22 protein-coding genes and 1 pseudogene are annotated in these 25,724 nt (G+C 72.9%); 14 read left to right on the top strand and 9 right to left on the bottom strand.

Annotated features, from left to right (window positions below):
* Positions 1 to 94: 94 nt before the first annotated feature.
* From ACIQFZ_RS14540 to zapE, 6 genes and pseudogenes are all read right to left on the bottom strand, one after another.
* A complete protein-coding gene (locus ACIQFZ_RS14540) occupies positions 95 to 862 on the bottom strand; it encodes a peptidyl-tRNA hydrolase (RefSeq protein ID WP_402691426.1) in 768 nt (255 codons plus the stop codon).
* A gap of 96 nt (positions 863 to 958) precedes the next feature.
* Positions 959 to 1,837, bottom strand: a complete 879-nt coding sequence (locus ACIQFZ_RS14545; RefSeq protein WP_402691338.1) for a polysaccharide deacetylase family protein — start codon at positions 1,835 to 1,837, stop codon at positions 959 to 961.
* 88 nt (positions 1,838 to 1,925) lie between these two features.
* Positions 1,926 to 2,495, bottom strand: coding sequence for a YbhB/YbcL family Raf kinase inhibitor-like protein (locus ACIQFZ_RS14550; protein ID WP_402691339.1), 570 nt, complete (start codon positions 2,493 to 2,495; stop codon positions 1,926 to 1,928).
* A 282-nt stretch (positions 2,496 to 2,777) separates the two neighbouring features.
* A complete protein-coding gene (locus ACIQFZ_RS14555; protein WP_402691340.1) occupies positions 2,778 to 3,743 on the bottom strand; it encodes a slipin family protein in 966 nt (321 codons plus the stop codon).
* 48 nt (positions 3,744 to 3,791) lie between these two features.
* Positions 3,792 to 4,392: pseudogene (locus ACIQFZ_RS14560) on the bottom strand (carbonic anhydrase).
* Positions 4,389 to 5,531 carry a cell division protein ZapE gene (gene zapE / locus ACIQFZ_RS14565; RefSeq protein WP_365426857.1) on the bottom strand — a complete coding sequence of 381 codons (1,143 nt, stop codon included), beginning with the start codon at positions 5,529 to 5,531 and terminating at the stop codon, positions 4,389 to 4,391. The pseudogene ACIQFZ_RS14560 and the gene zapE overlap by 4 nt, the downstream one beginning before the upstream one ends.
* A gap of 37 nt (positions 5,532 to 5,568) precedes the next feature.
* On the opposite strand from zapE, the gene ACIQFZ_RS14570 reads away from it, so the two are divergent.
* From ACIQFZ_RS14570 to msrB, 4 genes are all read left to right on the top strand, one after another.
* Positions 5,569 to 6,396 (top strand): pyrimidine reductase family protein, encoded by an 828-nt coding sequence (locus ACIQFZ_RS14570; protein WP_365426854.1) that lies wholly within the window; start codon positions 5,569 to 5,571, stop codon positions 6,394 to 6,396.
* A gap of 206 nt (positions 6,397 to 6,602) precedes the next feature.
* Positions 6,603 to 7,076, top strand: a complete 474-nt coding sequence (locus ACIQFZ_RS14575) for an indole-3-glycerol phosphate synthase (RefSeq protein ID WP_376651042.1) — start codon at positions 6,603 to 6,605, stop codon at positions 7,074 to 7,076.
* A 73-nt stretch (positions 7,077 to 7,149) separates the two neighbouring features.
* Entirely contained in the window at positions 7,150 to 8,538 is a 1,389-nt protein-coding gene (gene murC / locus ACIQFZ_RS14580; RefSeq protein ID WP_402691341.1) for a UDP-N-acetylmuramate--L-alanine ligase, read from the top strand.
* Positions 8,539 to 8,552: 14 nt separating this feature from the next.
* Positions 8,553 to 8,960 (top strand): peptide-methionine (R)-S-oxide reductase MsrB, encoded by a 408-nt coding sequence (gene msrB / locus ACIQFZ_RS14585; RefSeq protein WP_361412438.1) that lies wholly within the window; start codon positions 8,553 to 8,555, stop codon positions 8,958 to 8,960.
* Positions 8,961 to 9,031: 71 nt separating this feature from the next.
* On the opposite strand, the gene ACIQFZ_RS14590 is transcribed toward msrB, so the two are convergent.
* On the bottom strand, positions 9,032 to 11,848 hold the full coding sequence (locus ACIQFZ_RS14590) for a SpoIIE family protein phosphatase (RefSeq protein ID WP_383058890.1): 2,817 nt from the start codon (positions 11,846 to 11,848) through the stop codon (positions 9,032 to 9,034).
* 213 nt (positions 11,849 to 12,061) lie between these two features.
* Here ACIQFZ_RS14590 and ACIQFZ_RS14595 point away from each other — a divergent pair, with 213 nt between their 5' ends.
* From ACIQFZ_RS14595 to ACIQFZ_RS14615, 5 genes are all read left to right on the top strand, one after another.
* A complete protein-coding gene (locus tag ACIQFZ_RS14595; protein ID WP_361412436.1) occupies positions 12,062 to 12,427 on the top strand; it encodes a DUF6479 family protein in 366 nt (121 codons plus the stop codon).
* 366 nt (positions 12,428 to 12,793) lie between these two features.
* Complete coding sequence (locus tag ACIQFZ_RS14600) at positions 12,794 to 13,960, top strand: ABC transporter ATP-binding protein (RefSeq protein ID WP_365774265.1); 1,167 nt, start codon at positions 12,794 to 12,796, stop codon at positions 13,958 to 13,960.
* On the top strand, positions 13,957 to 14,673 hold the full coding sequence (locus ACIQFZ_RS14605) for an ABC transporter permease subunit (protein WP_365432400.1): 717 nt from the start codon (positions 13,957 to 13,959) through the stop codon (positions 14,671 to 14,673). The genes ACIQFZ_RS14600 and ACIQFZ_RS14605 overlap by 4 nt, the downstream gene beginning before the upstream one ends.
* Positions 14,670 to 15,338, top strand: a complete 669-nt coding sequence (locus tag ACIQFZ_RS14610) for an ABC transporter permease (RefSeq protein WP_361412430.1) — start codon at positions 14,670 to 14,672, stop codon at positions 15,336 to 15,338. The genes ACIQFZ_RS14605 and ACIQFZ_RS14610 overlap by 4 nt, the downstream gene beginning before the upstream one ends.
* Positions 15,339 to 15,558: 220 nt before the next feature.
* The gene (locus tag ACIQFZ_RS14615; RefSeq protein ID WP_402691342.1) at positions 15,559 to 16,518 is read left to right on the top strand and encodes an ABC transporter substrate-binding protein; all 960 of its coding nucleotides are present in this window, start codon (positions 15,559 to 15,561) and stop codon (positions 16,516 to 16,518) included.
* A 104-nt stretch (positions 16,519 to 16,622) separates the two neighbouring features.
* Here the strand turns inward: ACIQFZ_RS14615 and ACIQFZ_RS14620 are convergent, their stop codons facing one another.
* Positions 16,623 to 17,078, bottom strand: coding sequence for a tellurite resistance TerB family protein (locus ACIQFZ_RS14620; protein WP_141357183.1), 456 nt, complete (start codon positions 17,076 to 17,078; stop codon positions 16,623 to 16,625).
* Positions 17,079 to 17,274: 196 nt separating this feature from the next.
* On the opposite strand from ACIQFZ_RS14620, the gene ACIQFZ_RS14625 reads away from it, so the two are divergent.
* Positions 17,275 to 17,631 carry a metalloregulator ArsR/SmtB family transcription factor gene (locus ACIQFZ_RS14625; RefSeq protein ID WP_225075702.1) on the top strand — a complete coding sequence of 119 codons (357 nt, stop codon included), beginning with the start codon at positions 17,275 to 17,277 and terminating at the stop codon, positions 17,629 to 17,631.
* Positions 17,621 to 20,254 carry a magnesium-translocating P-type ATPase gene (gene mgtA, locus ACIQFZ_RS14630; protein ID WP_402691343.1) on the top strand — a complete coding sequence of 878 codons (2,634 nt, stop codon included), beginning with the start codon at positions 17,621 to 17,623 and terminating at the stop codon, positions 20,252 to 20,254. The genes ACIQFZ_RS14625 and mgtA overlap by 11 nt, the downstream gene beginning before the upstream one ends.
* A gap of 34 nt (positions 20,255 to 20,288) precedes the next feature.
* Here the strand turns inward: mgtA and ACIQFZ_RS14635 are convergent, their stop codons facing one another.
* Entirely contained in the window at positions 20,289 to 21,284 is a 996-nt protein-coding gene (locus ACIQFZ_RS14635) for a lytic polysaccharide monooxygenase (RefSeq protein ID WP_402691344.1), read from the bottom strand.
* 300 nt (positions 21,285 to 21,584) lie between these two features.
* On the opposite strand from ACIQFZ_RS14635, the gene ACIQFZ_RS14640 reads away from it, so the two are divergent.
* From ACIQFZ_RS14640 to cyc2, 3 genes are all read left to right on the top strand, one after another.
* Positions 21,585 to 22,232, top strand: coding sequence for a ScbR family autoregulator-binding transcription factor (locus ACIQFZ_RS14640; RefSeq protein WP_402691345.1), 648 nt, complete (start codon positions 21,585 to 21,587; stop codon positions 22,230 to 22,232).
* Between the two features lie 22 nt (positions 22,233 to 22,254).
* Positions 22,255 to 23,433 (top strand): damage-control phosphatase ARMT1 family protein, encoded by a 1,179-nt coding sequence (locus ACIQFZ_RS14645; protein ID WP_402691346.1) that lies wholly within the window; start codon positions 22,255 to 22,257, stop codon positions 23,431 to 23,433.
* A gap of 116 nt (positions 23,434 to 23,549) precedes the next feature.
* Positions 23,550 to 25,712: a germacradienol/geosmin synthase Cyc2 gene (gene cyc2, locus ACIQFZ_RS14650; RefSeq protein WP_402691347.1), complete on the top strand. Its 2,163-nt coding sequence runs from the start codon at positions 23,550 to 23,552 to the stop codon at positions 25,710 to 25,712.
* Positions 25,713 to 25,724 lie beyond the last annotated feature (12 nt).

Genomic DNA, 25,724 nt, shown 5'->3' on the forward strand with positions numbered 1-25,724 from the left:
CCAGCCCCGCACCCCGCCACCCCGTCGGCAAACACCCCCACAAACAAGACACCCCCCGACCTTGAAGGCTGAGGGGGAACCTTTAAATTCAAGCTTAGTGCCCCGACAGGCGCTGGACACGGCCCGGGCGCAGCGCGGGGTGGTCGGCGACGACCGTGCAGGAGCCGGGGGCGATCTCCGTGAAGCCGGCGTCGCGCACCACCGGCAGTCCGCCGGAGGTGAGGTCCCGCCAGTGGGCGGGGGCGGCGGTGCGGACGGTGAGCGGGAAGCCCGCGTCCCGCCAGGCCGTGCGCTGTGCCTCGGACAGTTCCCACCAGGCGAGCTGGGCGCCGTGACCCGCCTGGGCCATCGCCTTGCCCGCGGACATGTCCAGGCCGGGGCTCATCCACAGCACCGGGACGGCCGGGTCCGGCGCGGCGGGCGGCTCCGGGTCGTCCAGCTCGGTGCCGGAGACCTGAAGCCTCGCCAGGTCCTTGGGCCAGCCGTCCAGCGGCACGGGCGGGAAGACCCGCACCTGCGCGGTCCTCCCGGTCACGGTGATGCCGGGCAGGGCCTCGGCCCGCCGCCACTCGGCACCGCGCGCCCGCCGCACCACCTTGCGGATCCGGGCGTCCTGCCAGTCCCGCACGGCCCGCGCCCACTCCCCGTCACCGGCCGAGCGCTCGTCGGCGAGCAGCACCAGGACCGCTCGGGCCGCGGTCTCCAGGGCGTCCGTACGGGCCGGGGGAGCGGCCCGCTCGATCCGCACCACCAGCGGCAGCACGAACTGCCGCGCCTGGTCGCGTACGCCGGGCTCGGACCGGAACGGGCTGTCCTGCGGGGCGGTGGCGGTGGTGCTCTCGTCGATGCTCACGGCGTCCAGTCTGCCAGCCGGGTGACCAGCCGCCGGCCGCCGTCGGCCCGCGGGTGGCCCCCCGGCCACCAGCCCGCGGTGATCCCCCGAGAGCCGGCCGGCCCGTCAGGCGCGGTCGGCCGTGGCGCCGATCAGGTCGGAGACCTTCACCAGGCGGTAGCCCCTCTTGCGCAGCTCCGGTACGACGGCGCGCACCACGCGCTCGGTGGTGGGGGCGGCGCTGCGGGTGCAGTGCATGACGACGACCGAGCCCGGCTTGACCCCGCCCAGGACCTGCCGGACCACGGCGTCCGCGTCCGTCGCGAAGGCGTCTCCGCTCACCACGTCCCACTGCACCGCGGTGACGCCGAGACCGCTGAGCGCCCGCAGGGCCTGCTGGTCGTAGCAGCCGCCGGGGAAACGGAAGTACGGCATCGCGTGCGGCACGCCCGCCTTGCGGAACGCCTCGTACGCGCCCTCCACGTCCGACCGCATCCGGTCGGCGGGCACGGTGGGCAGGCCGTAGCAGTTCGCGGTGAACGCGTAGTGGCTGTAGGAGTGGTTGGCGAGCTCGAACAGGGGGTCGCTGCCGATGGAGCGGGCCTGGTCGGGGTACTGCTCGGCCCAGCGGCCCGTCATGAACACCGTGGCCGGCGCCTTCAGGGCGCGCAGGGTGGCGATGAGCCCCGGGTTGTCGAAGTGCTCGCCCGCCGCCGCGCGCGGTCCCTCGTCGGCGGTCATGTCGGCGTCGAAGGTGAGGGCGACCGTCTTCCCCTTGGTGCGGGGGCCGTTGCTGAAGACGGGGGTCAGACCGCCGGGTCCCGGGGTGAGGGTCGGCGGCCGGGAGGGCGAGGGCCTGGCCGGAGCGGAGGGGGACGCCGACGCGGATGCGGACGTGGAGGGGGCCGTCAGACCGGCGCGGGACGCCTCGGTGCCGCCGCCGCAGGCGGCCAGGGCGGCGCCGAGAGCGCAGACGGCGGTGATGCGTCGTACAAGTGTGATCACGCGATGAACATATGACCTTATCGGATCACGAGAACGGCGGCACGGCGGTGCGGTCACCCGGCCGGTGGCCGGGCGCCGCGGTCCCGGCTCAGCGGCCGTAGCGGGCGGTGAGGGTGCCGGAGGCCAGGGTGTGGCCGCTCAGCGCGCGCCTGATGTCGGCGGCCGTGGCGCCGGGCCTCAGGGCGAGGCGGCGGTCGGCGGCGTACACGGTGAAGACGTAGCGGTGGGGTTTGCCCGGGGGCGGGCAGGGGCCGCTGTAGCCCGTCTTCAAGAAGTCGTTGCGTCCCTCGGTGGCTCCCGGCGGGGTCGCGCCCGTCGGCAGGCTCGTGGTGTGCGGGTCCATGTTCCAGACCAGCCAGTGCGTGAACGTGCCTCCCGGGGCGTCCTGGTCCTCCACCAGCAGGGCCAGCCCCGCCGTGCGCGCGGGAACCCCGGAGAACGCCAGCGGTGGCGAGACGTCCGCCCCGGTGCACGTGTAGCGGTCGGGAACGGTGCCGCCGTCGGTGAACGCCGGACTCGACACGGTGATCCGACCCTCGGCACCGGGGGAGGCGGTGCCGGAGCCGCTCGGCGTGGCGGTCCCCGAGCCGCCGCCCCCGCACCCAGCGACGCCCCCCAGCGTCGCGATCAGGACAACCCCCACGAACCGGCTGCGCATGCCTCGCACGCTAACGACGGCCCCACGCTGCCGCCACCGCGCGGGGCCGTCCGGGGGATGGGGGAGGGAGGCTAGTGCTGTGACCGGAAAGCTCGCGGCGTCCGGTGCTGGGGGTACCTCCCACGCCGTTCAGGCTGTGGGGGAGCATCGCAAGGCGGAGCATCGCCCGCGTACTGGATGTACTCGGGTGATGCGACAACGCGGCTGGGGGTCCCCCTGCTCGAAGAGCTTGGGGGAGCCGTGCCGGGCGTCGCGAGCCGGTGAACCTGTCCGGTCGCAGCACTAGGTCCTGGTGCGGGCCGCGCTGCCGTCCGGGTCGGGGGTGACCGCGTCGGCGGTGCTCCGCACGGGCGTGATCGGGGCCTCCTCGGGGGCGGGGTCGCCGGGATCCGCGGATGCCCGCGCACCCTCCACCAACTGTTCGGGCGGGCTGGGAGCCGCCGGTGCGGCGCTCCGGGCCCGGCTCTGGTACGACTCCGGCTCCGGCTCCCGCTGGGCCTTCTCCAGGAAGCGCAGCAACTCGACCGGGAAGGGCAGGACCAGAGTGGAGTTCTTCTCGGCGGCGACCGCCGTCACCGTCTGGAGCAGCCGCAGTTGCAGCGCGGCGGGCGTGTCCGCCATCTGCTGGGCGGCCTCGGCCAGCTTCTTCGACGCCTGGAACTCCGCGTCCGCGTTGATGATGCGGGCCCGCCGGTCCCGGTCGGCCTCCGCCTGCCGGGCCATGGACCGCTTCATCGTGTCCGGCAGGGAGACGTCCTTGATCTCCACGCGGTCGATCTGCACGCCCCACCCGACGGCCGGGCTGTCGATCATCAGCTCAAGCCCCTGGTTGAGCTTCTCGCGGTTGGACAGCAGGTCGTCCAGGTCGCTCTTGCCGATGATCGAGCGCAGGGACGTCTGCGCCATCTGCGAGACCGCGAACTTGTAGTCCTCCACCCGGATGAGCGCGTTCGCCGCGTCGATCACCTTGAAGTAGACCACCGCGTCCACGCGTACCGTCACGTTGTCCCGGGTGATGCCCTCCTGGGCCGGGATCGGCAGCGTGACGATCTGCATGTTGACCTTGTAGAGCCGGTCCACGAACGGGATGATCACCGCCAGGCCAGGCGGCCGCGGCTCACCGGACTGCCGCCCGAGGCGGAACACCACCCCGCGCTCGTACTGCTTGACGACCCGCATCGCCGCGGCGAGGTACACGAACCCCACACAGCCCGCGGTGATCACGGAGGTCACCAGTTCCTGCACCATGACGAGGACTCCTCGACCGGTCGCCGGTATGCGCGTTATGCGCCCGCTTCAACGATATGCCCGCCCCGAGGTCATGGGCGAGCCGCGGGACAGGGCCGTGAAGGCGTCCGTCCGCGGGCAGTGCGCCAGCACCGCGCCGGTGTGCACCTCGTAGTACCAGGCGTGCAGGGTGAGCCGGCCGTCCGCGAGCCGCTTCTCGACGCACGGGTACGAGCGCAGCCGCAGCAACTGGGTCAGGGCGTGGCTCTGGACGCCCTCGGCGACGGCCGGGTCCTCCGCGGTCCCCGGTGGGCCGGGGCGTCGCGTGGGCCGGCCAGTCCCGTACGGCGGGCACGGCGTCGAGGTCGTCCCCGCGGACGAGGGCGCCGACCGCGCCGCAGTGGGAGTGGCCGCAGACGACGATGTCGCCGACGCCCAGCACCTCCACCACGTACTCGATGGTGGCCGCCTCGGCGGTGGGCCGCGCCGAGGCGTACGGCGGCACGATGTCGCCCGCGGTGCGCAGCTCGAACAGCTCGCCCGGCCGGGCGCCGGTGATCAGGGCCGGGACGACCCGGGAGTCGGAGCAGGTGATGAACAGGACCTCGGGGGACTGGCCCTCGGCGAGCAGTCCTCGGGGCGCCGTCCGCCGGGGCGCTGTCCCGGTCAGTACGTCTCGACGAGCCCCTTGGCGTCCCGGGCGAGGGCGGTCAGGCGGGATATCGCGCGGAAGTACTTCTTGCGGTAGCCGCCGTTCAGCATCTCCTCGCTGAACAGCCGGTCGAAGGGCAGCCCGGAGGCCAGCACGGGCACCTCGCGGTCGTAGAGCCGGTCCGCGAGCACCACGAGCCGCAGCGCCGTGGACTGGTCCGGCACCGGCCGCACGTCGGTGAGGCACACGGCCGCCAACCCGTCGGTCAGGGCGCCGTAACGGCTGGGGTGCACCTTGGCGAGGTGGTCCAGCAGGTGCGGGAAGTCGTCGAGCGAGGCGTTCTCGGTGGCGTACGCCGCCTTCGTCACCTGCTCGTCGGAGTACGGCGCCGGCGCCTCGGGCAGGCCGCGGTGGCGGTAGTCCTCGCCGTCGATGCGAAGCGTGCGGAAGCGCGCGGACAGGCCCTGGATCTCGCGCAGGAAGTCAGTGGCGGCGAAGCGGCCCTCGCCGAGCTTGCCGGGCAGCGTGTTGGAGGTGGCGGCGAGCGCGACGCCCGCGTCGACCAGCCTGCCGAGCAGGGTGGACACGAGTACGGTGTCGCCCGGGTCGTCCAGTTCGAACTCGTCGATGCACAGCAGGCGGTGGCCGGAGAGGGTCTCGACGGTCTTCTGGAAGCCGAGGGCGCCGACCAGGTTGGTCAGCTCCACGAAGGTGCCGAACGCCTTGCGGGCGGGCTCGGCCGGGGTGGCGTGCCACAGGGAGGCCAACAGGTGGGTCTTGCCGACGCCGTAACCGCCGTCGAGGTACACCCCGCGGGGCCCGGCACCCGCGGCCTTGCCCTTGCCCTTCGCCCTGACCTTGTCGTTGGTGTGGGTCTTGCTCCTGCCGAAGCCGAACAGGCCGCGCCTGCCGGAGCCGGTCGCGGGTGCCCCGCCGAGTCCGGCGGCGAAGTCGTCCAGCACCTCGACGGCCTCGGTCTGGCTGGGCTGCTTCGGGTCCGGGATGTACGTCGCGAAGCGCACCGAGTCGAAGCGCGGCGGCGGCACCATCTCGGCGACCAGCCGGTCCGCGGGGACGTGCGGCTCGCGCGCGCACAGGGACAGCGGGGCCGCGGCGGTCAGGGAACTGAGCCCGGAGGCGGCTGTGGAGGACGACACGGTTCCCCATCGTAAGCGGCATGGAACACTGCACGTCATGCGACGCCTGTTCCCTGTGACCGACGAAACAGCAGCCCAGACCCCGGACGGGACGCACGGGGCCAGTGGTACGAGCGTGCCCGGCGCCCTCGTGGACCGGGAGTGGACCTTCGCCGAGCTGGCCGCCGCGTACGCCTACCCCGAGCGCGGGGCGGCGGGCCGGGAACCGTGGCTGCGCGCCAACATGGTCGCCACCCTCGACGGGGCCGCCCAGCACGAGGGCCGTTCGCAACCCATCTCCAGCGCCGCCGACATGCGGATCTTCGGCACCCTGCGGGCACTGGCCGACGTGGTGGTGGTCGGCGCGGAGACGGTGCGCCAGGAGGGGTACCGCCCGGCCCGGGCCCGGGCGGAGTTCGCGGCGCTGCGCGAGGCGGCCGGGCAGGGGCCGGCGCCCGCGATCGCGGTCGTCACGGCGAGCCTGGAACTGGACTTCTCGCTGCCGCTGTTCACCTCGCCGCTGGTGCCCACGCTGGTCCTCACGGGCGCGGCGGCGGCCCCGGAGCGGATCGCGGCCGCGGAGAAGGCGGGCGCCCGGGTGGTGATCGCCGGTGACGGCGCCGGCGTCGACCCCGCCCGCGCCGTCCGGGCACTGGCCGAACTCGGTCACACCCGTCTGCTCACCGAGGGCGGCCCCCGCCTGCTCGGTCAGATGGTGGCGTCCGGCGTCCTCGACGAAATGTGTCTCACGGTCTCCCCGATGCTCACCGCCGGTGACGCCCAGCGCATCGCCGGCGGCCCCTCCGTCGCGGTCCCGCAGCGCTTCACCCTGGCGTCCCTGCTGGAGGACGACGGCTTCCTGTTCGGCAGGTACCGCCGCCCCTGACCGGAGCCGCACCGTCCGCTTACCCGGGGTTACCCGGGTTAGCGTTCCGGGCAAGCGGAACCAATTGTTCCGATCCGTGTGCGTCGGGTGCGCCAAATCCCGCGATACCTGTGCGATCACGGGGCAGGATGGTTTCCGCAGGGGCTGCTACGGCCCGTGGAGGGAGACGGAGGGTCCAAGGACCCTCGGAGGAGAAAGGGCGCCTGGTGTTCACAAGCGTATTGATGATCGAGAAGGCCCTGACGTCCGCCGACGTGGAGTTCGTCACCACCTTGCACGGCGAGGAGCCGGTGCTCTTCCACGTGCTGCTCCAGCCACGCGGCGATCAGGCGGACCGGTTGCTGCGGGCCATCGACGACATCGCGCTCGGCGAACTGGACGAGGCGGCGCGCGAGGGCGAGACCCCGGAGGGCGCGGCCGCGAAGGGCGCCGGGGAACAGGCCCTGGACGTGTCCCTCCTCGCGCTGCGCGCGGCGGGCAGCCGGGCCGAGGGCCGGCTCGTCGAGGACCATCCGCTGGACGCCCTGAAGTCCCTGGTCGCCGAGGTCGGCGCCGACGAGGTGATCGTCCTGACCGACCCGCACTACGTGGAGGAGTTCTTCCACCGCGACTGGGCCTCCCGGGCCCGCCACAAGGTGGGCGTACCGGTCCTGAAGCTCTTCTCCCACAGCAAGGCATAGGCTTGGGCGGCGCCCCCGCACGGGGGCGCTCGCACCGTCGTACCGCAGCCGCACCACCTGGGGAGAAAAGCGCATGGCACCCGGCCTTCCTACCGCCATGGACCGACCGCACTTCATCGGCATCGGCGGCGCCGGGATGTCGGGCATCGCGAAGATCCTCGCCCAGCGCGGGGCCAAGGTGGCGGGCAGCGACGCCAAGGAGTCGGAGACCGCGCAGGCACTGCGCGCGCTGGGCGCCACCGTGCACATCGGGCACGCTGCCGGGCACCTCGCCGACGACGCCAGCTGCGTCGTCGTCTCCTCGGCGATCCGCGAGGACAACCCGGAGCTGGCCCGCGCGGCCGAGCTGGGCATCCCGGTCGTCCACCGCTCCGACGCGCTGGCCGCCCTGATGGAGGGCCTGCGCCCGATCGCGGTCGCCGGCACCCACGGCAAGACGACGACCACCTCGATGCTGGCCGTGTCCCTCGGCGAACTGGGCCTGCGGCCGTCGTACGCCATCGGCGGCGACCTGGACGCTCCCGGCTCCAACGCGCTGCACGGCGACGGCGAGATCTTCGTCGCCGAGGCGGACGAGTCGGACCGCAGCTTCCACAAGTACGCGCCCGAGGTCGCCATCGTCCTCAACGTCGAGCTCGACCACCACGCCAACTACGCCTCGATGGACGAGATCTACGAGTCCTTCGAGACCTTCGTGGACCGGATCGTCCCCGGCGGCACCCTGGTGATCGCCGCCGACCACCCGGGCGCGCGGGAGCTGACCCGGCGCGTGTCCGATGCGGTGCGGACGGTGACGTACGGCGAGGCCGAGGACGCCGACGTACGGATCCTGTCGGTCGTGCCGCAGGGCCTCAGGAGCGAGGTCACCGTCCTGCTGGACGGCACCGAACTCACCTTCGCCGTCTCCGTGCCCGGCCGCCACTACGCGCACAACGCCGTCGCCGCGCTGGCCGCGGGCGCCGCCCTGGGCGTCCCGGCCGCCGAACTCGCCTCCGCGCTGGCCGCGTACACCGGTGTCAAGCGGCGTCTGCAGCTCAAGGGCGAGGCCGCCGGCGTCCAGGTCGTCGACTCCTACGCCCACCACCCGACCGAGATGACCGCCGACCTGGAGGCGATGCGCGCGGCCGCGGGCGACGGCCGGATCCTGGTCGTCTTCCAGCCGCACCTGTTCTCCCGCACCCAGGAGCTGGGCAAGGAGATGGGCCAGGCGCTGGCCCTCGCGGACGCCTCCGTCGTCCTCGACATCTACCCGGCCCGCGAGGACCCGATCTCCGGCGTCACCAGCGAGCTGATCATCGCCGCCGCGCGGTCGGCGGACGCCGACGTGACGGCCGTCCACGACAAGGCCGAGGTGCCCGACGCGGTCGCGGGAATGGCGAAGGCCGGCGATCTCGTTCTCACCATGGGCGCGGGCGACGTCACCGACCTCGGACCGCGCATCCTGGACCGTCTGTCGAAGTGAGGGGCGCGAGACCCATGCCGTACGACGTCGAGAAGCCGGACGAGCAGTGGCAGGCCGAGCTGAGCCCGGCCGAGTTCGCCGTGCTGCGCAAGGCCGGCACGGAGCCCGCCTTCACCGGTGAGTACACGGACACCAAGACCAAGGGTGTCTACTCCTGCCGGGCCTGCGGCGCGGAACTGTTCACCTCCGGCACCAAGTTCGAGTCCCACTGCGGCTGGCCGTCCTTCTACGACCCGAAGGACACGGACGCCGTGGAGCTGCTGGAGGACCGCTCCCACGGGATGGTGCGCACCGAGGTGCGGTGCGCGCGCTGCGGGTCGCACCTCGGACACGTCTTCGAGGGCGAGGGGTACGCGACCCCGACCGACCAGCGGTACTGCATCAACTCGATCTCCCTGAGGCTGGTCCCGGACGAGGGCTGAGGCGGTCTCCGCGGGTCCCGGCGTCCGCCGGGACCCGCGGACGGCGTCCGGAAGCACGGGCGGCGCGCCCGTCACAGCGCCTCGTCGTCCCACTGGTCGAGCAGCAGGTCGCCGAGGTCCTCGACGGACCGCGCCGCCCCGCCGTGCAGCGGCTGTTCGGTCCAGATGACCTTGCCGTGGGGTGTGTAGCGGGTCCCCCACCGCCGGGCCAGCTGGGCGACGAGGAACAGTCCGCGTCCGCCCTCGTCCGTCAGGGCGGCCCGGCGCGGGTGCGGTGAGGTGCTGCTGCCGTCGGAGACCTCGCAGATGAGGTCGCGGTCGCGCACCATCCGCACGTGGATCGGCTCGCTGCCGTAGCGGATCGCGTTGGTGACCAGTTCGCTGAGCATCAGCTCGGTTTCGAAGCCCACCTCCTCCAGCCCCCACGCGTCCAGCTGCCGGGCGCACGCCGCGCGCACCGGGGCTACGGACGCGGTGTCGCGGGGCACGTCCCACTCCACGACGTCCGCCGGGTCCAGCAGCCGGGTGCGGGCCACCAGCAGCGCCACGTCGTCGCTGGGGCGCGGTGGCAGCACGGCGTCGATCACAGCCCGGCACGTTTCCTCCGGGCTCCGGTCGGGCCGGCCGGCCAGGGTGTCGCGCAGCAGTGCGAGGCCGGTGCCGATGTCCCTGTCCCGGTCCTCGACCAGCCCGTCGGTGTAGAGGACCAGGAGCGAGCCCTCCGCCAGGTCCAGCTCGGCGGTCCCGACGGGCAGGCCCGCGGCCAGGCCGAGGGGCGGGGAGGCGGGCACCTCGGGGAAGAGCACCGTGCCGTCGGGACGTACCAGCGCCGGCCCGGGGTGACCCGCGGTCGCCACGGTGCAGCGTCCGGTGGCGGGGTCGTAGATCGCGTACAGGCAGGTGGCCCCGGTGACCGGGTCGGTCTCGGCCTCGGCCGCCCGGTCCTGGTCGATCCGGGTGACCAGCTCGTCGAGGTGGACCAGGATCTCGTCGGGCGGCAGGTCGAGGGCCGAGAAGTTGAGCACGGCGGTGCGCAGGCGGCCCATGGTGGCGGCGGCGTGCAGACCGTGTCCGACGACGTCGCCGACGACGAGGGCCACGCGCGCGCCCGGCAGCGGGATCACGTCGAACCAGTCCCCGCCCACGCCGGCCTGCGCGGGCAGATAGCGGTGGGCCACCTCCATGGCGTTCTGCTCGGGCCGCCCGCGGGGCAGCAGGCTGCGTTGCAGGCTCACGGCGACGCCGTGCGCGTGGGTGTAGCGGCGTGCGTTGTCGACGGACACGGCCGCCCGCGCGACGAGCTCCTCGGCCAGGGAGAGGTCGTCGTCCTCGAAGGGGCTGCGCCGGTCCGTCCGCCAGAAGTCGGCCAGTCCCAGCAGGACGCCCCGCGCCCGCATCGGCACGGCGATGAGCGAGCGGATCCCGTGGTCGAGGATCCTCGCGGTCGTCTCCGGGCTCTGGACCCGCCAGTCGCGGGCGGCGCCCAGATCGGCCTCCAGCACCGCGTGACCGGTCTCCAGCGCCGCCGCCATCGGCGTGCCTGGCATCCAGGTGATCCGCCCGCCGACGGGGAAGACGGGCGGGTCCAGGCTGTCGCCGAGGATGACCGTGCGGCGCATGTCCGCCGTGTCCGTCGGCTCGTCGCCGCGCAGGACGGGGTCCAGCAGCTCGACGGTGACCAGGTCGGCGAACCGGGGGACGGCGACCTCCGCCAGTTCCTCGGCGGTCCGTGCGACGTCCAGGGTGGTGCCGACCCGCACACCGGCGTCGTACAGCAGCCGCAGACGCTCCTGAGCCTCCTCGACCCGGCCCGAGAGGGCGCGCACCTCCGTGGTGTCCCGCAGCGTCGTCACACTGCCGGCCGGTCCTCCGGCGAGATCCGTGAGGCGGGTGTTGACGATCAGCAGCCGGTCTCCCGCGAGGAGCACCTCGTCGCTGGCCACCCGCCCGGAGGACAGCAGCCCGGCCACCCGCGGTTCGAGGCCGAGATCGGCGATCCGGCGTCCCTCCGCGTCCGCCGGCAGGTCCAGCAGCCGCCGCGCCTCGTCGTTGGCCAGGAGCAGCCGGCCCTCGCCCGAGAGGACGAGGACGCCCTCCCGCACGGAGTGCAGGACGGCGTCGTGGTGCTCGTACATCCGCGTCAGCTCGACGTGGCCCAGACCGTGGGTCTGCCGCCGCAGCCGCCTGCTCGCCCACGCCGATCCGCACGTGGCCAGGACGACCGCGCCCCCGACGCCGCCGAGCAGGACCGGGAGCTGGCGCTGGACCGTCGTGTTCACCGTCCCGAGCGTGATCGCGACGTCCACGACGCCCGCGACCGAGCCGTCCGGCCGGAAGACGGGGACGATCGAGTCGACCGCGGGGCCGCGGCTCGCGTTGATGACCTCGGTGAAGGGCCTGCCCTCCGCTGCCTGCTTGTACGGGCCGATGACGTGCTTGCCGATCAGGGCGGGGTCGGGGTGCGTGAGCCGGATCCCGTCCGGCCGGTACACGATGACGAAGGCCACCCCCGTCCGCTTCCGGGTCTCCTCGGCGCGCGGCTGGAGGATCGCCGTCGGATTGCGGCTGTCGAGCGCCTGCGCCGTCCCGGGGGCACTGGCGAAGGACTCGGCCACGGAGCGGGTGCGGTGCCGGGCGTCCGCCAGGCTGTTGTTCCGGGTCTTGAGCACGAGGACGGCGCCCGCGGCGATGATGAGCACCAGCAGCATCACCATCTGGACGGCGAACGCCTGCGCGGCGAAGCTGCGCACGCCCGGCGCCGGGCGCCGCGGCTTCGCGGGCCTGTGCAAAGGTCCGTGCGCGTCGCCGGTCCGAGCCCGCCGTTCCGGCTCCGGCTCCGGCCCCGCGTGGTGCCGGAGCGGACGCCGGCCGGTGTGGACGCTGGACATCAGGATCCGGCATCGGTCGAGAAGTCCGGCCATGTGTTCATTTTCCAGCACCTGCGGCCACGGCGGAGTCACCGGCGGCTACCGGGGCGGCGGCCGCCCCGGTAGCCGCGGGCGCTTTGCGGGGCACTCGCACGGTGGGACAATATGGGACACAGGTGGCGTCATCGGCGCCACCGGCACTCTTCGCTTTCCTTGGTGAGGCGGGTGGAAGACATGGACATAGCCTCCTACGCCGTACTGGCCGTGGCGCCCAATGTGTGGGCCACCTTCGGCGCCTTCATCGGTGGACTCGTCATCGTGATCGCCTTGGTGTGGGCCGTCGGCATGGGTATCGGTGTGATGCGCCGCGAGCCGGACCGGCCGACCGAGGCGGAGCAGCCGCACCTGCCGGTCACCGGCGCCGTCCACGAGATCAGGGAGATGCGGGAGCTCGACGAGCTCCATGTGGACGACGGGGAGCGGCTCATGCCCTATGAGCTGCACGCCACCGGAACCCGCCGCAGCCAGGACCAGCACCGGCGGCGCTGGCACCCGGGCAGCAGCGGATCCTTCGGCGGTGGCGGCCCCGGTCGGACCTGACCCGGCCCCGGCCGCACCCGTCCAGGGGACGGGCCTTCACGGGCCCGCCCCCGCCCCTTGCCGGGGCGCCGGGGCGGCCGACGGCGGTGGCACGGTGCGCGTGGGGCGGATCAAATCGGCCGGTGTCGCGGACGCAATGCTGGGTAGGCGTGGGTGTCGAAAGGCGCCTCGGGGCCTGGGAGCCGTCCGGTCGGGCGGTCCCACGCACCGGGGACTCACAGCTTGCGCACAGAGCGGTTACGGGGGACGGGGGTGTCGCGTGCGGACGTCGCACGTCACGAGGTGCTCGGACTCTTCCCGCAACGGCCCGCGCGACCTTGGCGGAGAGCGGACAGCTCCTGCCAGACCCGAAGGGTATTCGGCGTTTTGATACGGATAGATTCAGTCACCAAGCGGTATCCGGACGGCACGCTCGCTGTCGACCGGCTCTCGCTCGACATACCGGACCGCTCGATCACCGTCCTCGTCGGACCATCGGGATGTGGCAAGACCACCACTCTGCGCATGATCAACCGGATGGTGGAGCCGACCGGGGGCACCATCCTCCTCGACGGCGTCGACATCCAGGACCAGCCCGTCAACACCCTGCGCCGGTCGATGGGGTACGTCATCCAGAACGCGGGGCTCTTCCAGCACCGCACCATCGTCGACAACATCGCGACCGTGCCCCGCCTGCTCGGCTGGAGCAGGCAGAAGGCGCGGGCGCGGGCGGCGGAGCTGATGGAGCGGGTCGGTCTCGACACCACGCTCGCCAAGCGCTACCCCTACCAGCTCTCCGGCGGCCAGCAGCAGCGCGTCGGCGTGGCGCGGGCGCTCGCCGCCGATCCGCCGGTCCTGCTGATGGACGAGCCGTTCTCCGCCGTGGACCCGGTGGTGCGCAAGGGCCTCCAGGACGAACTGCTCCGGATCCAGGAAGAGTTGGGCAAGACCATCGTCTTCGTCACGCACGACATCGACGAGGCCGTCAAGATCGGCACGATGGTCGCGGTCCTGCGCACCGGCGGCCGGCTCGCCCAGTACGCCCCGCCCGCCGAACTGCTCTCCGCGCCCGCGGACGACTTCGTCGAGGACTTCCTCGGTATCGACCGCGGCATCCGCCGGCTGTCCTTCTTCGCCTCCGGCGGGCTGGAGCTGACGAAGACCCCGATCGTCACCGCCGACTCCACCGCCGAGCAGATCGCCGCTCGCGCCACCCCCGACGTGCCCTACCTCCTCGTCACCGACCCGGACGGCAGACCCCTCGGCTGGAGCGAGCCGGGCGCGCTGGCCGACGGCCCCCTCGACGGCGCACGGCTCCTGTCCCACGGACGGCCCTTCGAGTACGGCAGCGATTCGCTGCGCGCCGCCCTCGACGGCGCCGTGCTCTCGCCGACCGGCTGGGCGGTCGCCGTGGACGGCACCGGCCGCGCGGTCGGCGTCGTCTCGCAGCAGACCATCGGCGAGGCGATCCGCAGCGCCCACGCCGAGGGGCGTACCGGGACGGAGGCCGACGCCGGAGCGGAAGCCGGCGCCGAGGCCGGGGTCGCCGGATGAACCGTTTCTTCGATATTCCGAGCGACCTTCAGCACAGCTGGTTCGGCCTGATCGGACTGCACCTGCGCGAGGCCCTGCTGCCGGTGCTGGCCGGTCTCGTCGCCGCCCTGCCCCTCGCCCAGCTGTGCGTGCGGTTCCGCTGGCTGTACCCGCCCGTGCTGGGCCTGACGACCGTGCTGTACGCGATCCCGTCGCTGGCGTTCTTCGTCGTCCTCATCGACTACACCGGCCAGACCGAGCTCACCGTGATGATCCCGCTCGCCGTCTACAGCCTCGTCGTGCTCGTCCCGGCGATCGTCGACGGCGTCCGCTCGGTGCCGCAGGAAACACTGGCCGCGGCCACCGCCATGGGCCTGGGACCGGTACGCCGGTATCTCCAGGTGCAGTTGCCGATCGCGGTGCCCGCCATCATCGCGGGGCTGCGGGTGGCCGCCGTCTCCAGCATCTCGCTCGTCAGCGTCGGGATGCTGATCGGCAACCAGGGCGCCCTCGGCAATCTGCTCCACGACGCGCAGATCTACAACCGACCCGAACTCGCCTGGAACTCCGTCCTCACCACTGCGGCCCTGGCGGTCGTCGTCGACGCCCTGCTCGTCCTCGTCCGCCTGCTGCTGACCCCCTGGATGCCACGCGGCACCCACCGCAGCACCATCACGGACGCCGAGGCCCGGCCCGAACCGGCCACGCCCGCACTGGAGGACGCAGCCCGGTGAACGTACTGCACTTCATCAACGCCTTCTTCAGCGACGCCTCCCACTGGAAGGGCTACGACGGCATCCCGACCCGCCTCGTCGAGCACATCCAGTACTCCCTGATGGCCCTGGGTCTGGCCGCCGTCATCGGCCTGCCGGTCGGCCTGCTCACCGGGCACTACGGGCGCGGCGGCAACGCCCTCGCCCTGATCGCCACCGCCGGGCGGGCGCTGCCCAGCTTCGGCCTGCTGGTGCTGATGGTGATCCTGCTCGGCTTCGGCAAGATCCCCGTGATGATCCCGCTGGTCGTCCTCGCCGTCCCGCCGATCCTGATCACGACCTACGAGGCGATGCGCTCCGTCGATCCCTCGCCGGTGGACGCCGCCCGCGGCATGGGCATGGCCGAGTCGCGTGTCCTGTTCCAGGTCGAACTGCCCGTCGCCCTCCCGCTGATCCTCAGCGGACTGCGCTCGGCGGCCATCCAGATCGTCTCCACGGCCACCATCGCCGCGTACGTCAGTCTCGGCGGCCTCGGCCGGTACATCGTCGACGGCCTCTACCAGCACGACTACGAGAAGGTCGTGGGCGGGGCCGCGCTGGTCGCCGTGATGGCGCTGGCGACGCTCGCCGTGTTCTGGGCGGTCGCGCGGGTGACGGTGTCGCCCGGGGTGCGCCATGGCGGCTGACCGCGGGCGGCGGAGCGGCACCCCGACGCCGGGGCGGATCCCCGGCCTCGCCGGGCGCCCTCCGTCCTCACCACCTGCCACGCATCGAAGCCGATCGGTGACCCGGCGCCTCTTGACTGACGAAGAAGCCGCTGGATTGGATCAAACCGCGGCAATCGCACCCCGCGTGTTGCCGCCGCTGCCATGCGCCCGAACAACCTCTCAGCCGGGAACAGGAATTGTGACTTCCAACACGAAGAGCACCAAGTCCAGCAAGAGCCACTTCGGGGCGGCCGCCGTCGCACTCGCCGCCACCGCGGCGCTTCTCGCGGGGTGTTCGTCCGGCGGCTCCTCCGGCAAGGACCCGCTCGCGGAGGGCCGTGCGGCCGGCGGCACGGTCGTCGTCGGCTCCAACAACTTCGCCGAGAGCATCCTGATCGCCGACATCTACGGCGAGGCCCTGAAGGCCAAGGGCGTCAAGGTCGAGTACAAGCCCAACATCGGCAGCCGCGAGACCACCTACGGTCTGCTCAAGAACGGCTCGATCACCGTGCTGCCCGAGTACAACGGGGCGCTGCTGGCCTATCTCGACTCCAAGGCCGCCCCGAAGACGGTCGAGGCGACGACGGCCGCCATCAGCGCCAAGCTCGACTCCGGGCTGACGCTGCTGGAGCCGGCGCTCGCGGAGGACAAGGACTCCGTCACCGTCAACGCCGCGACGGCGAAGAAGTACGGCCTCACCGAGAAGTCCTCCATCGCGGACCTCAAGGACGCTGCCAAGGACCTGGTCATCGGCGGGTCGCCGGAGTTCCAGGCCCGGCACCAGGGCCTGAAGGGCCTGAAGTCCGAGTACGGGCTGGAGTTCAAGTCCTTCAAGGCGCTGGACGCGGGCGGCCCGCTGACCCAGGCGGCGCTGAAGAAGAACACCGTGCAGGTCGCCGACGTGTTCACCACGGATCCGACCATCGCCAAGGAGAAGTTCGTCGTCCTCCAGGACCCGAAGAACCTCTTCGGCTTCGAGAACGTCCAGCCGCTGGTGTACAAGTCCGGCCTGGACCAGAAGGGCGTCGACGCGCTCAACGCGGTCTCCGCCAAGCTGGACACGGCCACCCTGCTGGACCTGGACACCCAGGTGCAGTCGCAGAACAAGGACCCGCTCGACGTGGCCAAGGCCTGGCTGAAGTCCGCGGGCCTCGGCTGATCCACCGCGGTGGGGACACGGCCCGCGGGGCCGTGGCACCGCTCGCTCGCCGGGTGCCGGACGGACGACCGTCCGGCACCCGGGGCGCTCGAGGACCCGCCGGCTCAGAGGTCGAACTCGTGCGGCGGCAGCCCCAGGGCGAAGCAGGCCTCGCGCACCATGGCCTGCTCGGTCTTGTCGAAGTCGCCGTCCGCGCCGCCGATGACGATGCCGATCTGGACGACGGCGCGGGCCTCGGCGGGCTTCTTCTTCGCCTTGGCGATCTCCTGCAACACGCTGACCTTGCCGAAGTCGAAGTCCGCGGTCAGCCTGTTCAGGTTCTCCTCGAAGCGGCGGCGCAGATCGTCCGCGGGGAAGTTCTGCAGCACCTCGTTGGTGGCGATCAGTTGCGCGACACGCTGGCGCTCCGAAGGGTCGACGGTGCCGTCGGCGGCGGCCACGAGGGCGCACATCGCCATGCTCGCGTCCCGGAAGGCACCGCTCTTCAGGTCGTTCTTCTTCGCCACGAGCTGGGTCTGCATCTGCGTCGCGGAGTCCTTGATGCGGTCCCACAGGGCCATGTGCTCTCCAAGTGTGGTGTCGGGTGGCCTGACACGTTCCGTGCTGCATCTACAGCAACGTAGAAACTAACGGAGCGACGGATAAGTTCCGGGGACGAGTTCCGGCGGGTCCCGTTCGTACCGGGCCGCCTAGACTGGTGCGACTCGTACCAGGCGTGCAGGCGCGCACGCGTGCCCGAACAGGAGGAAGACGACCGTGGCGGCAGCCGGCAGTGGCTTCGAGGATCCGCCCGCCGACGTGCTCGCGGAGGCGGCCGCGGCCTTCGGGCTGCTCGCCTCGCCCGCCCGACTGCACATCGTGTGGGCACTGGCCCAGGGCGAGAGCGACGTCACCGGGCTCGCCGAGCGGGTCGGCGGCGCGCTGCCCGCCGTCAGCCAGCACCTGACCAAGCTGAAGCTCGCCGGGCTCGTCCGCTCCCGCCGCGAGGGCCGGCGGCAGGTCTACTTCGTCGACGACCCCGACGTGGTCGACGTCGTACGGCTCACGGTCGCCCGGCTCACCGACCGGGGCGCCGCCGCCGACGCCCCGGCGCGCCGCCTCCGTGGCCTCTGAGCTCGCGGCGGCCCGCCCGGCCGCGCCCGACGGAACACCCCTCCAGGTACTGCGGCAGCTCGACAGCGGCCCGCGCGGGCTGACCGACGCCGAGGCGGAGGCCCGGCTGGCGGCGGTCGGCGAGAACACGGTCCCCGAGGTGCGCACCCCGTCCTGGCCCCTGCTGTGGGTGCGCTCCCTGCGGGACCCGTTCACGGCCGTACTGCTCTGCCTGGGCCTGGTCTCCACGCTCGTCGCCTCCTGGGGCACCGCCGCGGTGATCCTCAGCCTGGTCGTGGTCAGCTGCGTGCTGCGCGCGACCGGTGAGCACCGGGCCGACCGGTCCATGGCCGCCCTGCGTGAACTGGTCGCCGGCACCGCCACCGTGCTGCGGCGGACGGACGGCGGGGAACAGCCGCGCGCCCGGGAGGTCCCGGTCACCGAACTGGTGCCGGGCGACGTGCTCCGCCTCGGCCCCGGCGACCGCGTACCGGCCGACGTACGACTCCTGCGGGCTCGAGGGCTGACCGTGCATCAGGCCGCGCTGACCGGCGAGTCCGCCCCGGTCGCCAAAGCGGCCGTGGAGGAGCCGGGGCGCGGGGAACGCGGCCCGTTCGGACAGGCGCACCTGTGCTTCCAGGGCAGCAGCGTCGCCACCGGCACGGCCACCGCAGTGGTGGTGCACACGGGAGCGCGGACGCGGTTCGCCGCCGCCCACGGCACCGCGGGCCGCGGGCGCGGGGAGCGGACGGAACCCAGCGCATTCGACCGTTCCGTGCAGGGCATCTCCTGGGTGCTCATCCGGTTCATGCTGCTGACGCCGCCGCTGGTGCTGATGGCGAACGCGGCGCTGCGCGGGCGCGGCCTGGAGACGCTGCCCTTCGCCGTGGCGGTGGCCGTCGGGCTCACGCCCGAGATGCTGCCGGTGATCGTCACCCTCTGCCTGGCCCGCGGCACCCGGCAGCTCGCGGGGACGCACGGCGTCATCGTCAAGCGGCTGCCCGCACTGCACGACCTGGGCGCCGTCGACGTGCTCTGCGTCGACAAGACCGGCACCCTCACCCAGGACCGGCCCGTCGTCGAACGGGCCCTCGACGCGGACGGGCGCGACGACCCGGAGGTGCTGCGCTGGGCCGCGGTCGGCGCCTGGTGGACCCTCCAGCTCGCCGAACTGCCCGCGCCGGACGCGCTCGACGAGGCACTCCTGGAGGCCGCCGGAGCGGTCGGCGAGGAGCACGACGGGGTCGCGGCCGTCCCCTTCGACCCGGTACGGCGCCTGGCCACCGCCGTGGTGCGGGGCCGGTTCGGCAGGCACGTCCTCGTCGTCCGGGGCGCCGTGGAGGACGTGCTGGAGCGCTGCGTGCTGGAGCCCGCCGAGCGCGAGCGGCTGCGGGAGCTCGCCGCGCGCGAGGCGGACGCCGGTCTGCGGCTGCTGGCCCTCGCCACGGCCGAACGCCCCGCCCGTACCGGCGACTACACCCCCGCCGACGAGCGCGGCCTCATCTTCCGGGGCCTGATCGCCTTCCGCGACGCGCTCGCGCCGACCGCGGCCGAGGCTCTGCGCGGGCTCGCCGAGGCCGGTGTCACCGTGAAGATCCTCACCGGCGACCACCCCGGCACGGCGGCGCGCGTCTGCCGTGACCTGGGGGTCGAGGTGGGGGAGGTGCACACCGTGGGCTCAGGGCCCGGCGGGGACGGCGCCCTCGCGGCGGCCGCCGCCCGTTCCACCGTCTTCGCCCGCTGCACGCCGGACGACAAGGCCCGGGTCGTGGCCGCGCTGCGGGCCGCGGGACACACCGTCGGCTTCCTCGGCGACGGCGCCAACGACGTGCCCGCGTTGCGGGCTGCCGACGTCGGCGTCGCACCGCGGGCGGCCTGCGACATCGCCCGGGAGAGCGCCGACGTGGTGCTCGCCGACAAGGACCTCACCTCGATCGGCCACGCCGTGGCGGCCGGCCGGCGGGCCAGCGGCAACATCGCCTCCTATCTGCGCGTCACGCTCTCCTCCAACCTCGGCAACGTCATCGCGATGCTCGTCGCGGGCCTGCTGCTGCCCTTCCTGCCGATGCTCCCGGTGCAGGTGCTCGTCCAGAACCTCTGCTTCGACGCGGCCCAGTCGTCCTTCGCCCACGACCGTCCGGGAAAGGCGGCGCTGCGCCGCCCGGCCGCGCTGCGGCCACGCGCCTTCCTGCGGTTCATCACCGGGTTCGGCGCACTCAACGCGGTCGCGGACTTCGCCACCTTCGCCGTCCTCGCCCTCGTCCTGTGGGGCCCCGACGCGCTGAACGACGAGGCCGTCTTCCACTCGGCCTGGTTCACCGAGAACCTGCTGACCCAGGCCCTGGTGATGGTGCTCCTGCGCACCGGCCGGAACGAGGGCGGCCGGCGGCGGCTGCCCGGACCCGTCGGCCGGGCCGCGGCCGCCCTCGCGCTCGTCGGGCTGCTGCTCCCGGCCAGTCCGCTGGGCCCGCTGCTGGGCATGACGTGGCTTCCGCTGTCCTACTACGTTCTGCTCGCCGCCGTCCTGGCACCGTACGGACTCGCCCTCGCGGCGGCGGTCCGGCGGTACGAGCGGCGAGGTCCGGAAGCCGTCGCGGCCGGGTACGCCACCGCTGCTCCCGGTCCGGGAGCCGGCCGAGGGTGAGGCAACTGCCGGCCGCCGGCCGGCACAAGGACGTTCAGCGGCCGCGCAGCCGCAGGGCGAGGGCGGCGCCCCCGGTGAGCACCAGCACCGCGGCGGCCCCGCCCGCCAGCAGGGGCGCGGAGGGACCCTGGCCGGCGTCGGTCTCGGACGCCACCGGGCTGCTGTCGGGAGCGCCCGAACGCGCCTGGGCGGCATCGGCGTCCGGCGTCTGCCGCGCCGGAGCGGTCGTGTGCGGTCCGTGCGAGGGGCTCGGACTCGGGGCCCGAGTGCCCGGCTTCGGCGTACCGGCGGCCGGGCTGCCGCCCGAGCGGCCGGAGCCGCTCGGTCCGGCCGGTGCGGCCGTTCCGCTTGTGCCGCCCGAACCGCTCGTACCGCCGGTCCCGTTCGTCGCCTTCGCGAACACCACGTCCGAGCACGAGTAGTAGGTGTCCGGGGTGCTGCTGTTCTGCCAGATGGTGAACAGCACATGACGGCCCGTCCGGTCGGCGGGCAGCGTCGCCCCGATGCGGTACGCGCCGCCCGTCAGCGGCGGGTCCTTGACCTCGGCGAAGGGCTGGGCGGGCAGGTCCGACCAGGTCAGCGGCTTCGCCGGGTCGTAACCCTGCCTGGTCAGATAGAGCTTGAACGTGCCCTCGTGCGGGATCGTCGAGGCGTACGACATCGTGAGCCGCGCGCCCGGCACCAGACGGGTCGACGGCCAGTCGGCGCGGGCGAGGTCGAGGCCCTTGTACGCGGGCAGTCCTCCGCTGCACAGCTTTCCGTCGGGGACGACCTGGCGGTCGCGGCCACCCACGTTCGCCACCCGCAGGTTGTCCCACGAGGTGAAGGGGGCGCCGTTCGCGGCGACGGCCGCCCGGCAGGCGGCCGAACCGGCCCGGCCGCCCCCGTCCGGCGAGCAGGCGAACACCCGGCTGACCGGGTCGGTCGGGGCGCCGTGCGCTTGTGCGGGCCCGGCCGCCCACAACGTGAGCAGGGCCGACACCGCCGCGGCGGCTGCGGTGCGCCTGAGGGGCGCGGTCGTCCGGGTCATCGGGAGACGTCTCCTGGGCCGGCGGGGAAACGGACTGCTGCGCGGTCCAGTACGGGCGGCGGGCGCGAAGCGTTCAACCGGCCCGCGAGCGGCGGCACATGTGCGCGGAAGTGAGGGCGGGCGCCGATACAGCGCATCCCGTCTGCTTCCGCCGAAGACGTGCGTTTCCGGAGCGCCGCGGGTGACGGCGGAAGGTTCAAGGGGCCCTGGTGGACGCCTCGGAGCCGTGAGCTATCGTGTACGCGGAGTGAGAAACAAACGGCACGCCCCGTTCGTTACGGCCCCGGGAGTGTTCTGTCCATGCCGAGGCAGTTACGCGCCGAACAGACCCGCGCGACGATCATCACGGCCGCCGCCGACCTGTTCGACCGGCACGGCTACGAACGGACCAGCCTGAGCGACATCGTCGCACACGCACACGTCACCAAGGGCGCCCTGTACTTCCACTTCGCGGCCAAGGAGGATCTGGCCCACGCCATCCTGGAGTTGCAGTCCCGGGCCGCCCGGCAGGTGACCAGTCGCGTGGACGAGCAGGGCCACTCGTCGCTGGAGGCCCTGATCCGCATCACCTACGCGCTCACCCGCCTCACCGTGGAGGGCCCCGTCATCCGTGCCGGCCTGCGACTGGCCACCGGAGGAGTCGAGGTGCGCCCGCCGCTGCGGCACCCGTTCACCGAGTGGCTGGACATCGCCACCGGCAAACTCCTCGGCGCCGTCAAGGAGTACGAGATCCAGCAGGACGTCGACGTCCACGCCGTCGCGCACTCCCTCGTCTGCTTCTTCGTCGGCACCCGGGTCGCCGGCCGGCCCCTGGAACCCATGGCGCGGCTGCCGCGCAGGACGACCGAGATGTGGCACCTGCTCATCCGCGGCCTGGTGCCGGTGCACCGGCGCCCCCGCTATCTGAGCCTCGCCACCCGGCTGGAGCGGGAGATCGTCGTCGTATGACCCGCCGGGTACGGTGAGGCGCATGCCCGCCAACCCGTCCGCGCCCGTACTCGTCGGCGACGAACCCGGTTCCTTCCCGCACAGCGTGCTGGCCGAACGGCACCCGGCCATCGTCCGGCAGGTGCGCGACGCCTTCCCCTACGGCCCCGAGCAGCACCGCGCCCTGGACGCGCTGCTGGAGAGCTGCGCCGAGGGCGTGATCGACGACCTTCCTGCCGCCGCGCCCGACCGTGACCGCTGGCAGGCCTGGGGCCTGGGACGGTACGCCGGGCACTCCTGGTTCGACGTGCCGTGGCTGTGGTCCGAGAGCTACTTCTACCGCCGTCTCCTCGAAGCCGTCGGCTACTTCGGGCCCGGGCCCTGGCAGGGCATCGACCCCTTCCGCCCGTCCAAACTCGCCGAACTCGACTCCCCGGAGACGGACGAGGAGCTGGCGGCGCTCGACGAACTGGAGGGCAAGCCGGCGGCGGAGCGCGCGGACGCCCTGCTGCACGGCTCGCTCTGGGGCAACCGCGCCGACCTCGGCTTCCGGCTGTCGGCGGGCGGCGCCGAGGCCGGGCCGCCCGTCCCCGCCCTGGTCGCCGACGACAGGGCGGCCCTCTGGTCGCTGCTGCCGCCCTCCGGCACCGGCACACTCTGCCTGGTCGCCGACAACGCCGGCCGCGAACTCGTCCCCGATCTCCTCCTCGTCGCCCACCTCCTCGCCCAGGGCCGCGTCCGGCGGGCGGTCCTGCACGTCAAGCCGTACCCGTACTACGTCTCCGACGCCACCACCGCCGATGTCGTCGACGCCGTCCGCCGGCTGACGACGGCTCCCGGCGCGGCCGCGCAGTACGGGCGCCACCTGTGGTCGGCGATGGCCGACGGCCGGCTGACGGTCCGGGCACACCCCTTCTCCTGCGCTCCGCTGCCCTACGGCGCCATGCCCGCCGACCTGCGCGAGGAGTTCGCCGCGGCCACGCTGACCGTGTTCAAGGGCGATCTGAACTACCGGCGGCTGGTGGGCGACCGGCTGTGGCCCCCGACCACGCCGTTCGCGGACACCACCGGCTACTTCCCCGGCCCCCTCGCCGCCCTGCGCACCCTGAAGTCCGACGTGATCACCGGCCTGGACGCGGACACCGAGGCCGCGCTGGACGCCGCCGAGGGCGAGCGCTGGCGCGTCGCGGGCACGCACGCGCTGATCCAGGTCAGGACCTGACTGCCGGACGGCCTGCCGCACCGCGCGAGAACCCCGCTCACGTGCGGATTCACGCGATGGAGTGATCGGGTTGGTGCGTACGGATGGTGCCGGAGTGTCGCGGGTAGGGCCCGGCCATGACGCAGCAGCCCTTCGAACTCCCGCACTTCTACATGCCGTATCCCGCGCGGCTCAACCGGAACGTCGACGAGGCCCGCGCCCACTCGACGCGGTGGGCGCGCGACATGGGCATGCTGGAAGGCTCCGGGATCTGGGAGCAGTCCGACCTCGACGCGCACGACTACGGACTGCTCTGCGCCTACACCCACCCCGACTGCGACGGGCCCGCCCTGTCGCTCATCACCGACTGGTACGTGTGGGTCTTCTTCTTCGACGACCACTTCCTGGAGACCTTCAAGCGCAGCCAGGACCGCGGGGGCGGCAAGGCCTACCTGGACCGGCTCCCCCTGTTCATGCCCCTCGACCTCGAGACTCCCGTCCCCGAGCCGCGCAACCCGGTCGAGGCCGGTCTCGCCGACCTGTGGGCGCGTACGGTGCCGTCGATGTCGGCCGACTGGCGCCACCGGTTCGCGGTGGCCACCGAGCACCTGCTGAACGAGTCCCTGTGGGAGCTGTCGAACATCAACGAGGGGCGGATCGCCAACCCCGTCGAGTACATCGAGATGCGCCGCAAGGTCGGCGGCGCGCCCTGGTCGGCGGGGCTGGTGGAGTACGCGACCGCCGAAGTGCCCGCCGCCGTCGCCGGAACCCGGCCGCTCAGGGTGCTGATGGAGACGTTCTCCGACGCCGTGCACCTGCGCAACGACCTGTTCTCCTACCAGCGGGAGGTCGAGGACGAGGGGGAGCTGAGCAACGGCGTCCTGGTCCTGGAGACCTTCTTCGGGTGCACCACCCAGGAGGCCGCCGACTCCGTCAACGACGTCCTCACCTCCCGCCTCCACCAGTTCGAGCACACCGCGCTCACCGAAGTGCCCGCGGCGGCCCTGGAGAAGGGCCTCGCTCCGGCCGAGACCGCGGCGGTGGCGGCGTACGCCAAGGGCCTCCAGGACTGGCAGTCCGGCGGCCACGAGTGGCACATGCGCTCCAGCCGGTACATGAACGAGCGGGCCCGGTCCACCAGCCCCTGGCAGCGACTGGCCGGCCCCGGCACCTCGGCGGCCGACGTGGGCGCGCTGCTCGCGGCGGCCGGGGCGGAGAGGCTGCGCGCGTACACGCACGTGCCCTTCGAGAAGGTCGGCCCGTCCCGCATTCCCGACCTCCGCATGCCCTACCCGCTGGGGCTGAGCCCGCATCTGGACCGCTCCCGGCGAAACCTCGTCGACTGGTGCCACAGCATGGGCATCCTCGAGGAGGGCGTGTGGGACGAGGACAAGCTCGCCGCCTACGACCTGGCGCTGTGCTCGGCCGGCATCGACCCGGACGCCACGCCCGAGGCGCTCGACCTGAGCGCGCAGTGGCTCGCCTTCGGCACCTACGGCGACGACTACTACCCGCTGGTGTACGGCCACCGCCGTGACCTGGTCGCCGCGAAGGCGACCACGGCCCGCCTCTCGGCCTGCATGCCCGTGGCGGGGGAGGCGGCGCCGGTCCCGCTCAACGCCATGGAGCGGAGCCTGACCGACCTGTGGGCGCGGACCACCGCGGAGATGACCCCCGACCAGCGGCGCACCCTGAAGCACGCGATCGACTCGATGACCGAGAGCTGGGTGTGGGAGCTGTCCAACCAGCTCCAGAACCGCGTCCCCGACCCGGTCGACTACCTGGAGATGCGGCGCGCCACCTTCGGCTCCGACCTCACCCTGAGCCTGTGCCGGATGGGATACGGCCCGGCCATTCCCGCGGAGGTCTACCGCAGCGGCGCGGTCCGCTCCCTGGAGAACGCGGCCGTCGACTACGCCTGCCTGCTGAACGACGTCTTCTCGTACCAGAAGGAGATCGAGTACGAGGGCGAGATCCACAACGCGATCCTGGTCGTACAGCACTTCTTCGGTATCGACTACCCGGCCGCGCTCAAGGTCGTCCAGGACATGACGAACCAGCGCATGCGCCAGTTCGAGCACGTCGTCGCCCGCGAACTCCCCGTCGTCTACGACGACTTCGAGCTGTCCGAGGAGGGGTGCACGGCCATGCTCGGCTATGTCGCCGACCTCCAGAACTGGATGGCGGGCATCCTCAACTGGCACCGGAGCGTCGACCGCTACAAGGCGGAGTGGCTGGGCCGCCGGGCCCACGCCTTCCTCCCGGACCGCCCGCCCGCCCCCGCCCTCCCCGTGGGCTGACCGCCCACCGAA

Source organism: Streptomyces sp. NPDC093064, assembly GCF_044754605.1.
Lineage (GTDB): Bacteria > Actinomycetota > Actinomycetes > Streptomycetales > Streptomycetaceae > Streptomyces.